17 protein-coding genes and 2 pseudogenes are annotated in these 14501 nt (G+C 31.8%); 18 read left to right on the top strand and 1 reads right to left on the bottom strand.

Annotation, left to right across the window (positions count from 1 at the left end; all coding sequences use genetic code 11):
• Positions 1–390 precede the first annotated feature (390 nt).
• The 18 genes and pseudogenes from DMZ43_RS14765 to DMZ43_RS14680 all read left to right on the top strand — a co-directional run.
• Positions 391–1050, top strand: a complete 660-nt coding sequence (locus tag DMZ43_RS14765) for a TetR family transcriptional regulator C-terminal domain-containing protein (RefSeq protein WP_131509084.1) — start codon at positions 391–393, stop codon at positions 1048–1050.
• Between the two features lie 11 nt (positions 1051–1061).
• Positions 1062–2375, top strand: coding sequence for an AarF/ABC1/UbiB kinase family protein (locus DMZ43_RS14760; RefSeq protein WP_131509083.1), 1314 nt, complete (start codon positions 1062–1064; stop codon positions 2373–2375).
• The gene (locus tag DMZ43_RS14755) at positions 2375–3010 is read left to right on the top strand and encodes a flavin reductase family protein (RefSeq protein WP_131509082.1); all 636 of its coding nucleotides are present in this window, start codon (positions 2375–2377) and stop codon (positions 3008–3010) included. Before DMZ43_RS14760 ends, DMZ43_RS14755 begins: the two co-directional genes overlap by 1 nt.
• Before the next feature lie 34 nt (positions 3011–3044).
• On the top strand, positions 3045–4469 hold the full coding sequence (locus tag DMZ43_RS14750) for an SDR family oxidoreductase (RefSeq protein WP_131509081.1): 1425 nt from the start codon (positions 3045–3047) through the stop codon (positions 4467–4469).
• 4 nt (positions 4470–4473) lie between these two features.
• Complete coding sequence (locus DMZ43_RS14745; protein ID WP_131509085.1) at positions 4474–4611, top strand: DUF2256 domain-containing protein; 138 nt, start codon at positions 4474–4476, stop codon at positions 4609–4611.
• Positions 4584–5894: a DASH family cryptochrome gene (locus tag DMZ43_RS14740; RefSeq protein ID WP_131509080.1), complete on the top strand. Its 1311-nt coding sequence runs from the start codon at positions 4584–4586 to the stop codon at positions 5892–5894. The genes DMZ43_RS14745 and DMZ43_RS14740 overlap by 28 nt, the downstream gene beginning before the upstream one ends.
• 59 nt (positions 5895–5953) lie before the next feature.
• A complete protein-coding gene (locus DMZ43_RS14735) occupies positions 5954–7486 on the top strand; it encodes a cryptochrome/photolyase family protein (protein WP_131509079.1) in 1533 nt (510 codons plus the stop codon).
• Positions 7486–8970: a cryptochrome/deoxyribodipyrimidine photo-lyase family protein gene (locus DMZ43_RS14730; RefSeq protein WP_131509078.1), complete on the top strand. Its 1485-nt coding sequence runs from the start codon at positions 7486–7488 to the stop codon at positions 8968–8970. Before DMZ43_RS14735 ends, DMZ43_RS14730 begins: the two co-directional genes overlap by 1 nt.
• A gap of 106 nt (positions 8971–9076) precedes the next feature.
• The gene (locus DMZ43_RS14725; protein ID WP_027878713.1) at positions 9077–9511 is read left to right on the top strand and encodes a hypothetical protein; all 435 of its coding nucleotides are present in this window, start codon (positions 9077–9079) and stop codon (positions 9509–9511) included.
• Complete coding sequence (locus tag DMZ43_RS14720) at positions 9504–9782, top strand: TIGR03643 family protein (protein ID WP_106678269.1); 279 nt, start codon at positions 9504–9506, stop codon at positions 9780–9782. Before DMZ43_RS14725 ends, DMZ43_RS14720 begins: the two co-directional genes overlap by 8 nt.
• A gap of 58 nt (positions 9783–9840) precedes the next feature.
• Positions 9841–10536, top strand: coding sequence for a GTP cyclohydrolase I FolE (gene folE, locus DMZ43_RS14715; protein ID WP_131509077.1), 696 nt, complete (start codon positions 9841–9843; stop codon positions 10534–10536).
• Positions 10537–10540: 4 nt separating this feature from the next.
• Positions 10541–10765, top strand: coding sequence for a hypothetical protein (locus DMZ43_RS14710; protein WP_131509076.1), 225 nt, complete (start codon positions 10541–10543; stop codon positions 10763–10765).
• Between the two features lie 71 nt (positions 10766–10836).
• Positions 10837–11520 carry an SDR family NAD(P)-dependent oxidoreductase gene (locus DMZ43_RS14705; protein WP_131509075.1) on the top strand — a complete coding sequence of 228 codons (684 nt, stop codon included), beginning with the start codon at positions 10837–10839 and terminating at the stop codon, positions 11518–11520.
• Position 11521: 1 nt separating this feature from the next.
• Positions 11522–12061, top strand: a complete 540-nt coding sequence (locus DMZ43_RS14700; RefSeq protein WP_131509074.1) for a glutathione peroxidase — start codon at positions 11522–11524, stop codon at positions 12059–12061.
• A 6-nt stretch (positions 12062–12067) separates the two neighbouring features.
• Complete coding sequence (locus DMZ43_RS14695; protein WP_131509073.1) at positions 12068–12217, top strand: Lacal_2735 family protein; 150 nt, start codon at positions 12068–12070, stop codon at positions 12215–12217.
• Between the two features lie 22 nt (positions 12218–12239).
• Positions 12240–12701, top strand: coding sequence for a TspO/MBR family protein (locus tag DMZ43_RS14690; RefSeq protein WP_131509072.1), 462 nt, complete (start codon positions 12240–12242; stop codon positions 12699–12701).
• Position 12702: 1 nt separating this feature from the next.
• On the top strand, positions 12703–13170 hold the full coding sequence (locus tag DMZ43_RS14685; protein WP_131509071.1) for an SRPBCC family protein: 468 nt from the start codon (positions 12703–12705) through the stop codon (positions 13168–13170).
• Positions 13171–13258: 88 nt separating this feature from the next.
• A pseudogene (locus DMZ43_RS14680) lies at positions 13259–14392 on the top strand (deoxyribodipyrimidine photo-lyase); the annotation flags it as partial.
• Here the strand turns inward: DMZ43_RS14680 and DMZ43_RS15080 are convergent.
• A pseudogene (locus DMZ43_RS15080) lies at positions 14314–14501 on the bottom strand (hypothetical protein); the annotation flags it as partial. The pseudogenes DMZ43_RS14680 and DMZ43_RS15080 sit on opposite strands and share 79 nt — an antisense overlap.

The raw sequence follows: 14501 nt of genomic DNA, 5'->3' as shown, positions 1-14501 counted from the left end.
AACATCAGTTAAACCAACCCTTTGTTCAAGCTTACTAGCAGGACTAGATTGTGGTGTTTCAATTTGAGCATTCACGCTAAATGTAAACGCAATTGCCAAAGTGAGTAGTAATAGTTTTTTCATTTTTGATTAGATTTTGATTAGAATTAATGTATCGCTTTTAAAAAATTAAAATTACAAATTAGAAAGCCCTCTAGATGTTAACAAAACTATAAATTAACATTTCATACATCTTTTTACCAAATCAAAAAATACAAAGCTGGGTTTACATATAATGCTCTTTTTTGTGCTTGTCAAACAATAATTATCATTTCACATGTTAAATTTTGTTTAACTATTTAAAAAATAAGTTAAACATTTTGTATCTTTACGCTATTAAATTTCACAGTAATGGCAAAAAAGAAAAATATAACAGCTAGTAACATCATCTCATTTTACATGGATTATGTACTAGAACATAACCAACAACCTAAATCTGTTTATGCTTTTTCGAAAGAAAACAATTTTGAAGAAGCTAAATTCTACGAACATTTTGGTAATTTTGAAGCTATAGAAAAAGGTATTTTTAAAGCCTTTTACCAAAACACAATCACTGCATTACATGCTAGCGAAGATTATCAAAATTTCGAACCTCGTAATAAACTATTAAGTTTTTACTTCACTTTTTTTGAAAACCTAACAGCTAACAGAAGCTACGTTATTTATGCTCTTAATCAACATAAAAACAAGCTTAAAAACTATGTGGTTTTAAAAGATTTAAAATCGCATTTTACGCACTACATTTCAGAATTAGGTATAGAGCTTATCGAAACTAAACAAGAGCAAATTGATAAACTTCAACAAAAAAGTTTAAAAGAATCTGCTTGGATGCAATTATTATTAACCATCAAATTTTGGATGGATGACACGTCTCCATCTTTTGAAAAAACAGACATTTTCATAGAAAAATCTGTCAATACAAGTTTTGATGTATTAGACACTGCTCCAATAAAAAGCCTAATAGATTTTGGAAAGTTTATTTATAAAGAAAAATTTCAAATGAACTCTTAATTCTCATTCTATTGAAAACTATAGACAAAATACCTGTTTCAAAAATATCTCGTGCAACCAAATTAGTATCTACAGGTGCTAAAGTTGGTGTTAATTACCTAAAATATTATGGTGATAAGCTTACAAAATCAGAGCTTGAAGCTAAAGAACGCTTAAATAAAAACAACGCAGACGATATTTACGACAGTTTAAAACAACTTAAAGGAAGTGCTTTAAAAGTGGCTCAAATGCTTAGTATGGAAAAAAGCATTTTACCACAAGCCTATGTAGAAAAATTCTCGTTAGCACAATTTTCTGTACCTCCATTATCGGCACCTTTAGTGAAGAAGACTTTTAAAAAATATTTCGGTCAATTACCAAGTCAAATCTTTGACACCTTCAATCTTAATTCGGTTAATGCAGCTAGTATTGGACAAGTGCATTTAGCAGAAAAGGATGGGAAAAAACTTGCTGTGAAAATTCAATATCCTGGTGTTGCAGAAAGCATTTCTAGCGATTTGGCTTTGGTAAAACCTATTGCTATTAAAATGTTTAATATTAAAGGAAAAGATAGTGATAAATACTTTAAAGAAGTCGAAAATAAATTAGTTGAAGAAACTAACTACATACTAGAAGTTAAGCAAAGTAAAGAGATTGTAAAAGCATGTAAACACATTCCTAACCTTAAATTTCCTGAGTATTACGAAGATTTATCTTCAGAACGTATCATTACTATGGATTGGATGGAAGGCGAACACCTTTCTGAATTTACTGAACACAATACCAATCAAGAAGTAGCAAATCAAATTGGTCAAGCACTATGGGATTTTTATATGTACCAAATGCATGTGCTTAAAAAAGTACACGCAGATCCGCATCCCGGAAACTTTTTAGTATCTAAAAAAGGAGAACTTATTGCTCTAGACTTTGGTTGTATGAAAATAGTACCTGAAGATTTTTACACACCATATTTTGAATTGGCAAAAAAAGAAAGTCTTGAAAACAAAGATATTTTCACTAAAAAAATGTTCGAATTAGAAATATTAAGAGATGATGATAGTAAAGAAGAATTAGACTTCTTCTCTGCAATGTTTCATGAATTGTTAAGCCTATTCACTAAACCTTTTCATGTGGATACTTTTGATTTTTCTGATCCTGAATTTTTTAATGCTATTTCAGAAATGGGACAACGTTACAGTAAAAGTACAGAACTAAGAAAAATGAACGGTAATCGCGGATCTAAGCATTTTATTTACATTAACCGTACGTTTTTTGGATTGTATAATTTAATGTTCGATTTAAAGGCAAAAGACATCAAAATCAATAACTTTCAAAATTTAAAATAATGAAGCATTTCAGTAAAAAACATATCGAAGAAATGCATCATTTATACCGCATTAATCTTATAAACAGCGTTTCTGGATTTAAAAGTGCTAATTTAATTGGCACAAAATCTAAGGATAATATCGAGAATGTTGCAGTGTTTAGTTCGGTAACGCACGTTGGTAGCAATCCGCCGCTTTTAGGCTTTTTTTGTAGACCAACAACCGTTTTACGCAACACTTACGAAAACATCAAATCAATTGGTATTTACACGATTAATCATATTCATAAATCAATAATTGAAGATGCTCATCACACATCGGCTAAATACGATGCTAATATTTCAGAATTTGAAGTGACTAATCTCAATTCAGAATATAAAAATGAGTGTTTTGCGCCATTTGTAAAAGATGCGCCTGTTCAGCTTCAAATGAAATTTGTTCAAGAATATTTCATTAAAGAAAACGATACTATTCTTGTTTTAGGTGAAATTGAAAATCTTTTCATCAATGATAATTTATTAGAAAATGATGGCTTTGTAAATCTATCTAAAGCAGAAATTGCAACTATTAACGGATTAGACACTTACGCTATTCCTACTCTAGAAAAACGTTTAGAATACCAAAGACCTAAAACATCTTTAGCTAACAATCAATAAATGTAATTATCTGTAGACAAAAAAACCAAAACCTATGAGAATATTAGTAACAGGAGCAACAGGTTACATTGGTAAGCGTATTATTCCGTTACTTTTAGATCAAGGTCATACGGTAGTTTGCGCTGTACGCGGAAAATTACGTACAGAAAAAGCATATTCAGATGAAGAAAATCTTCATGTTGTAGAAGCCGATTTTTTAAAACCGGACACATTACAAAACATCCCTAAAGACATAGACGCTGCTTATTATTTAATACATTCTATGTCAAATTCTGTAGACAAGTTTCATAAGTTAGAAGAAGAATGTGCGTTAAACTTCAAAAAATATATAGAAACTACTAACGTCAAACAAGTTATTTACCTTAGCGGAATTACCAACGATACTAAACTCTCAAAACATTTATTATCCAGAAAAAACGTAGAAGACACTTTAAAATCTAATGTTTATGCATTAACCGTTTTTAAAGCAGGAATTATTGTTGGTTCTGGTAGCGCTAGTTTCGAAATTATTAGAGATTTAGTCGAAAAACTTCCCATAATGATCGCACCAAAATGGTTAAACACCAAAACGCAACCTATTGGTGTAAGAGATGTATTAGCCTTTTTGACAAAAGGACTTGGTAAACAAGAATTATACAACACATCTCATGATATTTTTGGTCCAGAAATTATGACCTACAAGCAAATGTTATTACAATTTGCAGACATAAGAAAATTAAAAAGACACATCATTACTGTTCCGGTAATGACGCCAAAACTGTCAAGCTACTGGCTATATTTTGTAACATCAACATCTTACAAATTAGCCTCTTCTTTAGTAAATAGTATGGGTATTGAAATTATAGGAGAAAAAAGCAACATCAATCAATTTTTGGACATTAAACCTATAACATATAAAGAGGCTGTAAAAGTAGCTTTTGCTAAAATTGAAGGAAATGAAATTGTCTCTAGCTGGAAAGACGCCTTTATAAGTAGCCGAAACAAAAAAAGAGTTTCTACCAAATACCTTAAAGTTCCAAAATTTGGATGTTTCAAAGACATAAAAGAACGACAAGTAAAAGATGAAAACCGAACACTTGAAAAAATTTGGGCTATTGGTGGTGAAAATGGTTGGTATTACGGTACTACACTTTGGAAAATTAGAGGTTATTTAGACAAATTAGTAGGTGGTATTGGTTTACGTCGTGGTCGTACTAACCAAACCGACATCAAAACTGGTGATGCCTTAGATTTTTGGCGCGTATTATTAGCCGATAAAGAACAAAAACGTCTTATCCTTTTTGCCGAAATGAAATTACCAGGCGAAGCTTGGTTAGAGTTTCAAGTCGCAAAAGGTAAAGTTTACCAACGCGCTACCTTCAGACCACGCGGTCTATGGGGAAGACTCTATTGGTATAGTGTTTTACCGTTTCATGGATTTATTTTTAACGGAATGATAAATAAACTTGCCAATGCCTAAAGGAATAGCTAAACAACACTTGCCAACAAAAATTTGTCCCGTTTGCCAACTACCATTTACATGGCGAAAAAAATGGGAGAAAAATTGGGTTAACGTAAAATATTGTAGCGAAAAATGCAGAAGAAACAAGACACAAGCCTAGTTTGGTTTAGAAACGATTTAAGAATTCATGATAACGCGTCATTAGCAAATGCTATTGGTAGTAATAATCGTGTCATAGCTTTATACTGTTTTGATCCAAGACAATTTGAAGATGATCCATTTGGCTTTAAAAAAACCGAAAAATACAGAGCTAAATTTTTAATAGAAACCGTAACCGATTTAAAAAACAATCTAGCTCAACTCAACATTCCGTTATTTGTATATACTATAAAACCTGAAAATTGTATTCCAGATTTGGTAGAAAACTATCAAATTAATCATATTTTTTTACAAGAAGAATGGACGCAAGAAGAAGTTAATGTGTTTAGTAAGGTGAAAGAAAATTTGCCTGAACACATTCAGATTTCAAAAAATTACAATCAGTTTTTATATCACCCAGAAGATATTCCTTTCAATATAGAACAACTACCTAAAGTCTTTACAGATTTTAGAAAATCTTGTGAAAAACAAAGCACAATAAGACCTGAAACTTCTTTAGCAATAGAAAAAGTAAATGAAGATACTTTAGAAAACCCAACTTCTATTCCAACACTTCAGGATTTAGGTTTTGATGATTTTGAAGTGCACCCAAATTCAGCGTTTCCGTTTAAAGGTGGAGAAACTGAAGCTTTGCAACGTTTGGAAAACTATTTTTTCAACTCAAAAAAATTAGGCGTTTATAAAAAGACTCGTAACGGATTGATTGGTAAAGATTTTAGTTCCAAATTTTCTCCTTGGTTAGCCAATGGAAGTATTTCTGCTAAACATATTTACTACCAAGTCAAGCAGTTTGAGAAAGCACATTTTAAAAACGATTCTACTTATTGGCTAATTTTCGAGCTTATTTGGCGCGACTATTTTAAATATGTGTCTTTAAAATTTGATAATCAAATCTTTAAAATCGGTGGAATTTTAAACAAGGATTATGACTGGTCTAAAAATCAGCAAAAAATAAACAACTGGATTAATGGTAGAACGTCTGAACCTTTTGTAAATGCGAACATGATCGAACTTAAAAAAACAGGTTGGATGAGTAATCGTGGTCGACAAAATGTAGCGAGTTACTTCGCAAAGTCCATGGAACTAGATTGGCGCATTGGTGCAGCGTATTTTGAGAGTTTACTTCTTGATTACGATGTACATAGCAATTATGGTAATTGGATGTATGTTGCTGGTGTTGGTAACGATCCAAGGGACCGAAAGTTTAACGTCAAACTTCAAGCCGATCGCTACGATAATAACGGTAAATACCAGCGTTTATGGTTACAAGACACTTTATTTTAACCGTCAGTTCGAGTGCCCTGAGTTAAGACGAAGGATGTATCGAGAACAAAAACAAATTCATGAAAACACTTAGACTTATACTTGGCGATCAATTAAACAGTAAACACAGTTGGTATAAAACCAACGATAAAAATGTAGTGTATTGTCTATTTGAAATGCGCCAAGAAACCGATTATGTCACGCATCATATTCAAAAAATAATTGGTTTTTTTGCTGCGATGCGTGCGTTTTCAAATCTCTTAAAAGACAACAATTTTAACGTAGACTATTACAAATTAGACGATAAAAACAACACGCAAGATTTAGTTAAAAACCTAAAACAACTCATCAAAACACACAATATTGAAAAGTTTGAATACCAATTACCAGACGAGTATCGTTTAGATCAACAATTATCCGAATTTTGCGAGTCTTTAGATATTGAATCTGAAACGTTTTCAACAGAACATTTTTATACAGAGCGTAATGATTTAAAGGACTTCTTCAAAGGAAAAAAGCAATATTTAATGGAGAATTTTTACCGCGATATGCGTAAAAAGCACGACATTTTAATGGCTGGAAAACAACCTGAAGGCGGTAAATGGAACTACGACAAAAGCAATCGCAATAAATGGAAAGGCGAACACCAAATTCCTACTTACAAATATTTTAAAAATGATGTTTCAGATATTGTTGAGTTAATCAAAAAAAGCGATATCAAAACCATTGGTAAGTTTGATACTAAAACGTTTAGTTATCCAATAACTAGAGAGCAAGCGCTTGATCAACTTAAATATTTCTGTGAAGAATTATTAATTCATTTTGGCGATTATCAAGATGCCATGCATACGGACGAAGTCTATTTATTCCATTCACGATTATCGTTTGCGATGAATATCAAGCTTATTTCAGCAAAAAACATTGTAGATACTGTTTTAAATTATTGGAGAAAACATGGTGATGATATTGATATATCACAAGTTGAAGGTTTTATTCGTCAAATCATTGGTTGGCGAGAGTATATGCGCGGTATGTATTGGGCTTTAATGCCAGATTACAAAACCGAAAATCATTTAAAAAACACCAATAAACTACCTGAATTTTATTGGACAGGAAATACCAAAATGAACTGCCTAAAAAATGCCATAACCAACAGTCTTGATAATGGTTACGCGCATCACATACAGCGTTTAATGGTGACTGGTAATTTTGCGTTGCTCGCACAAATAAATCCAGACGATGTTGATGCATGGTATTTGGGTATTTATGTTGATGCTTTAGAATGGGTACAATTACCCAACACGCGTGGCATGAGCCAATTTGCAGATGGCGGAAAAATAGCCACAAAACCGTACGTTTCTAGCGGAAGTTACATCAATAAAATGAGTAATTATTGTGACAATTGTTATTACGATAAAAAGGAGAAATTAGGCGAAAAAGCATGTCCGTTTAACAGTTTATACTGGAACTTTTTAGATGACAAACGCAGCATTTTAGGCAATAACCGTCGTATGGGAATGATGTACAGTTTACTAGACAAAATGGATAAACACCAACTTGTAAATATTAAAAAACGTGCACAAAGTATTATTGAAAACCCAGATAATTTTTAATGAAAAACGACCTTAGCATAGTTTGGTTAAAACGCGACCTTCGTTTACAGGATAACGAAGCCATTACCAATGCGATAAACACAAACCAAAACGTGCTTCTCCTCTATACTTTTGAGGATTTTTTACTTCAAGATAAACATTACAGCCAACGTCATTGGGATTTTGTAAAACAGTCTTTAACAGATTCAAATCAGCAACTAAAACCATACAATTCCAAAGTTTTAGTAGTTAATAATTCAATAGAAAATACGGTTGTACAACTACAAAAACAATTCAATATTACACATGTGTTTTCTCATATGGAAACAGGTATACTTTCAACTTTTAAAAGAGATATCGCTTTCGCGGAATTTTGCCGAACTCAACATATAAATTGGATTGAAAATATTAATAATGGCGTACAACGCGGACTTAGAAACCGCAACACTTGGTTTGAAGATTGGGATCATTTTATGATGCAACCAGAGTTTCAGTTTCAACCAAAACAAAATCAGTTATTAAGTATTACTTCAATTGAAGCTTTAGAACTTCAGTTTAAAACCGTTTCAACAGAAACTATTCACAATAAAAATTTTCAAAAAGGTGGAACAACAACAGGAATAAAATACATGCAATCGTTCTTCAAAAATCGCTATAAAAACTACATGTTCCATATCTCGAAACCGTTGGAAGCTAGAACAGGTTGTAGCCGATTATCGCCTTACATAGCTTGGGGAAATTTATCAATAAAACAAGTTATTAATGCAGCTGGAATTGAAAGAGAAAAAGGTAAAAACAAGCGACATTTAAATGCGTTTGTATCACGTTTACGTTGGCAAGCACACTTTATCCAAAAGTTTGAAATGGAACATTCGATGGAATTTAAAAGTGTAAATAAAGGCTTTCATCAACTTGAAAAACCAGTAAACGTTGAATTTCAAAATGCTTGGAAAGTAGGCAAAACAGGTTTTCCGTTAGTAGATGCTTGCATGCGCTGCTTAAATACTACTGGCTATTTAAATTTTAGAATGCGTGCTTTAGTGGTTTCATTTTTCACACATAATCTTTGGCAACCTTGGCAAGATTTAAGCGAACACTTAGCGAGTTTATTTTTAGATTTTGAACCAGGTATACATTATCCGCAAATACAAATGCAAGCTGGCGAAACGGGAATTAATATGTTACGCATTTACAATCCATTAAAAAATAGTCTGGAGCACGATCCTGAAGGTAAATTTATAAAACAATGGGTTCCTGAATTGGCAAATTTAGAAACTCCTTTTATACATAATCCCAGTGAAATGACTTATTTTGACCAGCAACTTACAGACTTTATTTTAGGCAAACACTATCCTTTTCCTATAGTAAATGAAAAGAAAACACGAAAAAAAGCTAGTGATATATTATGGGGACTTAAAGATGATTTTTTAGTAAAACAAGAAAGCTATCGCATTTTAAAACGACATACCTTAAACGACCGTACAAAAATGCTTAATAAGCGATAGATTTTAATTATTATGCATCAAAAAATAATATGTTAAATATTGTTTAACTTATTTTTTAAAAGATTAAACATTTTGTAAATTTGGTTAGAATCTTAAAGTTTAACTATTGCTTTTTAACACTTCTTATACCGATAAAGAAATTACTAAACAAATTAATAATTTGGTGGGTAAACCTTTTTCCTTTATTAAAGCTATAAAATTAAAAGGTATCGGTTCTAAACGTATGATAATTGACGAGGTTAGTCCTAACCTACATACCATAGTTAATTTAGTTAACGATATAAATTACGGTAGTATTGAATTAAGACCAAAAGGAATCTTGATTCATATTGGTAAAGGATTACAACGCTTTGCTTGGGTTATTCCATATTATAAACTAGTTATTTATAAAACAAATGGCGCAAGTATACATGCAGATGGAAAATTTATTCATTTTAGAAAAAACAAAACCTTTAAAGAAAATAAGCAATTTTTTAAAAAGCTATTAGATCAAAAAATAAATTTTGATAGTCAATTTTCAACAATACCATATAATGAATAAGAATTTTACGATAAGAGAAATTGATAGAATTATTGAAATGGCTTGGGAAGATAGAACTACCTTTGATGCTATTGCCTTTCAGTTTGGATTAAAAGAACAAGAAGTCATAAACCTTATGCGTAGAGAGATGAAACCTAGTAGTTTTAGACTTTGGCGCAAACGTGTACAAGGAAGAGCTACTAAACATCAAAAACTTAGATCTTTTGAAAATGGAAGATTTAAATGCAGTAGACAAAAACAAATTACACACAATAAAATATCTAAACGTTAGATAAAACAACCAATCTGCTTTGTTTCAATTATTGAAAACAGCAATTAAAAAAGATGCTATGAATAAAGAAAAATTAGTAACTCCAACCAACGGACACAAATTAAATGGATTTTCTATTGAAGACATCGGTGATGATCATTTATTTACCAGTCTAGAAACACCAATGAAAAAAGATGCATTTAAAATTTCTGATGAAGAAAAAAAAGAACGTATCTCTATTCTTTTTGAAGAAATCATGGATGTTCTTGGTTTAGATCTAACCGACGATTCATTAAAAGGTACACCAAAACGTGTAGCAAAAATGTATGTTGAAGAAATCTTTTCTGGACTTAATCCTGCCAATAAGCCCAAAATAGCTTTGTTTGATAATAAATATCAGTACAACCAAATGCTAGTAGAAAAAGATATAACCTTTTATTCTAATTGCGAGCATCACTTTGTCCCAATTATAGGTAAAGCCCACGTAGCTTACATATCTTCAGGAAAAGTAATTGGTCTTTCTAAACTTAACAGAATTGTACAATATTATGCAAAAAGACCTCAAGTACAAGAACGTTTAACTAATCAAATTGGCGAAGATTTAAAACAAATTTTAAATACAGAAGACGTAGCAGTTATCATAGATGCTAAACATCTTTGTGTATCATCAAGAGGTATTAAGGATGATACTTCTGCAACAGTAACAACATATTACGGTGGACAATTTAATACTGCCGAAAAAATTACAGAATTACACAACTATATAAATAATTGAAATTATGGAACTTATATCTCAAGCCTTAGAATTCGAGAAAACCAAAATGAAATCACTCTCTACGAGTGATCGTGTCAAAATTTCACGTGAAGCCAAACGTTTAATTTTAGCATTAAATCAAATTTATAAAGAAAAGAAAGACGAATCGATTATGGATCTGATGAAACGTCTTACAAAAATCAAGCAAAAAGTAGAGAAACGGTTAAAAGGAAAACCTTTAACTGCTTAATTTAAAATTTAATATAGACATATTGAGTATGTATTTAAAATACATCAATTACGCCTTTTAAAATTAATATAATGAAAACATACATCGTTATTGGTGGTAGTAGAGGTATTGGTAATGCTTTAGTTAAAATTTTACTTAAAAATCACAAAGTCATAAACATCAGCAGAAGCCAACCAAAAGTCTCAGATAAAAATCTCATACATCATAATTGTGATGTGCTAAAAGACGAACTTCCAGAAATTGAAGCTGCAGATGGACTGGTCTATTGTCCAGGAAGCATCAATCTCAAACCTATTGGACGTTTTAGTTTGGACGAATTTAGAGATGATTACGAAATCAACGTCATTGGTGCTGTAAAATCCATTCAAGCATACTTGAAAATCCTTAAAAACGGAAAACATCCATCTATTGTACTTTTTAGTACGGTAGCTGCAAAACTAGGAATGCCTTTTCACGCAAGCGTCGCAGCAGCAAAATCTGGAGTTGAAGGCTTGGTCAAATCTTTGGGAGCAGAATTGGCAACTTCTTTGAGAATCAATGCCATTGCACCAACGGTTACCAATACAGATTTGGCTTCAAAACTCTTGCGAAATGATAAAATGATTGAAAACATTACCGAACGTCATCCCATGAAAAAAATCTTGGAACCTCAAGAGGTGGCTGATATGGCAAAATTTTTATTGTCTGAAAAATCAAGTGCCTTTTCAGGACAAGTTTTTGAAATGGATTATGGTATAGTGAGCTCTAAAATATAGTATGAATCCTTTAAAAATTTTCATGGCAACCTTATTTTCAACCTCTAGTGCTTCAAATGAAATCCATTTGACATCCATATACGATATTCCCATTTTAGGACTAAACGGAAAACCTATTCAACTCTCTGAGTATAAAGGTAAATATATGCTATTTGTTAATGTCGCTTCAAAATGTGGATTTACATCGCAATACAAAGCACTTCAAGAACTTTATGAAATGTATCAAGACAAACTTATTGTTATTGGTGTGCCTTGCAACCAATTTGGAAATCAAGAACCTGGAAACGCCAATGAGATTGAATCATTTTGCGAAGTTAACTATGGTGTCACTTTTCCACTTACCAAAAAAATAGACGTTAAAGGCAAAAATCAACATCCTTTATACCAATGGCTCACACAAAAAACACGAAACGGAACTAAGAATTCCACGGTTAAATGGAATTTCCAAAAATATCTCGTAAATCCAAATGGAGAGTTCATTGATTATTATTTCTCTTTGACTTCGCCCACAAGTTCAAAAATTACCAAACATTTAAAATAGATTGTTATGTTTAATTTATTTAAAAAAGCATCACCAATTGAAAAGCTCCAGAAAAAATATGAAAAGCTTATGAAAGATTGGCATGCACTATCTACATCCAACAGAGCTGAAAGTGACAAAAAATATGCTGAGGCTCAGGAGATTCAAAACAAATAGAGCAACTTCAACAAGCCCAAAAATGAAATTTTTAAAAATTTTAGTTGTCTTTTTAATCGTTAATTTTGGAGCGTTAGGACTTGGCACTTTGTTTATGGCAAGTGGTCCACAAGGAGAATGGTATGCACAACTAAACAAAGCACCTTGGACACCTGATGGTTGGGTTTTTGGCGTAGCATGGACAACAATAATGATTTGTTTTTCGTTATACATGACTTTTCTTTGTATAAAACGACTATCAAACAAAGTAATAACACTATTCGTTATACAATTTTTACTCAATATAAGTTGGAACTATATATTCTTTAACCAAAAACTTACTGATATTGCACTCATAAATATCACTCTGCTTACCATTGTTGTCACCGCTTTTTTTATTACCTATCTCAAAGAATTAAAACTAAAATCATTACTTATTTTACCTTATGTTATTTGGTTATGCATTGCCACATCACTCAATTTATACATTTCTATCTATAACTAAAATGAAAATATATACGCTTCATAAAAAACAAAATCTTCCTATAACCATAGACCAAGCTTGGGAATTTCTCTCTGATCCAAAAAATTTAAAAACCATAACTCCAGACTATATGGGATTTCATATATTGTCTGGTGCAGACAGACCAATGTATGCAGGACAAATTATACAATATATAGTGACTCCAGTTCTAGGAATAAAAACCAAATGGGTAACCGAAATCACACATAGTATTGATAAAAAATATTTTGTTGACGAACAACGATTTGGGCCTTATGCATTATGGCATCACAAACATTTTATAAAAGCAATTGATGGAGGTGTTGAAATGGAAGATATTATTGATTATAAATTACCATTTGGAATTTTAGGACAACTCGTACACCCTATACTTGTAAAACCTAAGTTGAAAGAAATTTTTGATTATAGACAAACAAAGTTAGAAGAATTGTTTGGTAAATACGGTAAATAATTGTCATTGCGAATAAAGAATGACTAAAACAATCTGTTATCAAGAACGCTCATAATGACAGAAACAAAAAGATAAAAATGAAAAAAAAATTAACATATTTTGGTTCCGAAGAGATTTAAGATTAGATGATAACGTCGGATTTTTTGAAGCCTTAAAAGGTGATTACCCAGTACTTCCGTTATTTATTTTTGATACAGAAATATTAAACAAACTCCTTAAAGATGATGCTCGTGTCACTTTCATCTTCAATACACTCCAAAACATGCGAAACACAATGCAGAAAGAGCATAACAGCAGTTTAGCTATGTTTTATGGAGAACCTAAAGACATCTATAAGCAATTGGTTAAAGATTATGACATACAAACCGCTTACATCAATCACGATTATGAACCATATGCTCGTGAACGTGACAAAAACATCAAAACGTTTTTAGAGCAAAACAATATCGAATTCAGAACTTTCAAAGACCAAGTCATTTTTGAAAAGGATGAAGTGGTTAAAAAAGATGGCGATCCTTATGTGGTTTACACACCTTACATGAAAACATGGAAAGAGAATTTTAAAAATCATAAGCTTAAAATTTATTATACCAATGATTATCTAGACAACCTAATAGAACATATGAGATTACCAAATTTGAGTTTATCTGATATGGGTTTTGAAACCTCTTCACAAGATGTTGAGGATTACGAAGTTACACCTACATTGATACAGGAATATAAAAACAAACGTAATTTTCCAGCTAAAGATACCACATCACGATTAGGACCTCATCTTCGATTTGGAACGGTAAGCATTCGTAAAATGATAAAAAATGCTATTGCTGAAAAAAACGAAACTTTTTGGCAAGAACTGATATGGAGAGAATTTTTTATGCAAATTTTATGGCATTTTCCAAAAACAAAAGATGAATCGTTTAAATCAAAATACGACAGAATAGAATGGCGAAACAACGAGGCAGAATTTAAAAAATGGTGCGAAGGAACAACAGGTTATCCACTGGTAGATGCTGGTATGCGACAACTTAACAAAACAGGTTTTATGCACAATCGTGTTAGAATGTTGGTTGGTAGTTTTTTGTGTAAACACTTACTTATAGATTGGCGTTGGGGCGAAGCATATTTTGCTGAAAAACTACATGATTATGAGATGGCGAGTAATGTTGGTAATTGGCAATGGGTTGCTGGTTCTGGTTTAGATGCAGCACCATCATTTGATATTTGATTAACATCAATTGTATACGTTTCAACATTAAATGGTACTTCGTAAGTTTTAACAGTAGTTTTAGCTGCTACTTTAGCATCATCCCAATTTTGAGGATTTCCCCAGT

Origin of the sequence: Meridianimaribacter sp. CL38, from assembly GCF_004328055.1 — a bacterium.
In the GTDB taxonomy this organism is placed as follows: Bacteria; Bacteroidota; Bacteroidia; order Flavobacteriales; family Flavobacteriaceae; genus Gaetbulibacter_B; species Gaetbulibacter_B jejuensis.
Note: the sequence above shows the minus strand (reverse complement) of the source record. Positions and strands in the feature narration are given on the sequence as shown.

Bases quoted from the DNA above. Each gene is read 5' to 3' on its own strand.
- DMZ43_RS14765 (WP_131509084.1), top strand. From the start codon at position 391: ATGGCAAAAAAGAAAAATATAACAGCTAGTAACATCATCTCATTTTAC.
- DMZ43_RS14755 (WP_131509082.1), top strand. From the start codon at position 2,375: ATGAAGCATTTCAGTAAAAAACATATCGAAGAAATGCATCATTTATAC.
- DMZ43_RS14750 (WP_131509081.1), top strand. From the start codon at position 3,045: ATGAGAATATTAGTAACAGGAGCAACAGGTTACATTGGTAAGCGTATT.
- DMZ43_RS14740 (WP_131509080.1), top strand. From the start codon at position 4,584: ATGCAGAAGAAACAAGACACAAGCCTAGTTTGGTTTAGAAACGATTTA.
- DMZ43_RS14735 (WP_131509079.1), top strand. From the start codon at position 5,954: ATGAAAACACTTAGACTTATACTTGGCGATCAATTAAACAGTAAACAC.
- DMZ43_RS14730 (WP_131509078.1), top strand. From the start codon at position 7,486: ATGAAAAACGACCTTAGCATAGTTTGGTTAAAACGCGACCTTCGTTTA.
- DMZ43_RS14720 (WP_106678269.1), top strand. From the start codon at position 9,504: ATGAATAAGAATTTTACGATAAGAGAAATTGATAGAATTATTGAAATG.
- folE (WP_131509077.1), top strand. From the start codon at position 9,841: ATGAATAAAGAAAAATTAGTAACTCCAACCAACGGACACAAATTAAAT.
- DMZ43_RS14710 (WP_131509076.1), top strand. From the start codon at position 10,541: ATGGAACTTATATCTCAAGCCTTAGAATTCGAGAAAACCAAAATGAAA.
- DMZ43_RS14705 (WP_131509075.1), top strand. From the start codon at position 10,837: ATGAAAACATACATCGTTATTGGTGGTAGTAGAGGTATTGGTAATGCT.
- DMZ43_RS14700 (WP_131509074.1), top strand. From the start codon at position 11,522: ATGAATCCTTTAAAAATTTTCATGGCAACCTTATTTTCAACCTCTAGT.
- DMZ43_RS14695 (WP_131509073.1), top strand. From the start codon at position 12,068: ATGTTTAATTTATTTAAAAAAGCATCACCAATTGAAAAGCTCCAGAAA.
- DMZ43_RS14690 (WP_131509072.1), top strand. From the start codon at position 12,240: ATGAAATTTTTAAAAATTTTAGTTGTCTTTTTAATCGTTAATTTTGGA.
- DMZ43_RS14685 (WP_131509071.1), top strand. From the start codon at position 12,703: ATGAAAATATATACGCTTCATAAAAAACAAAATCTTCCTATAACCATA.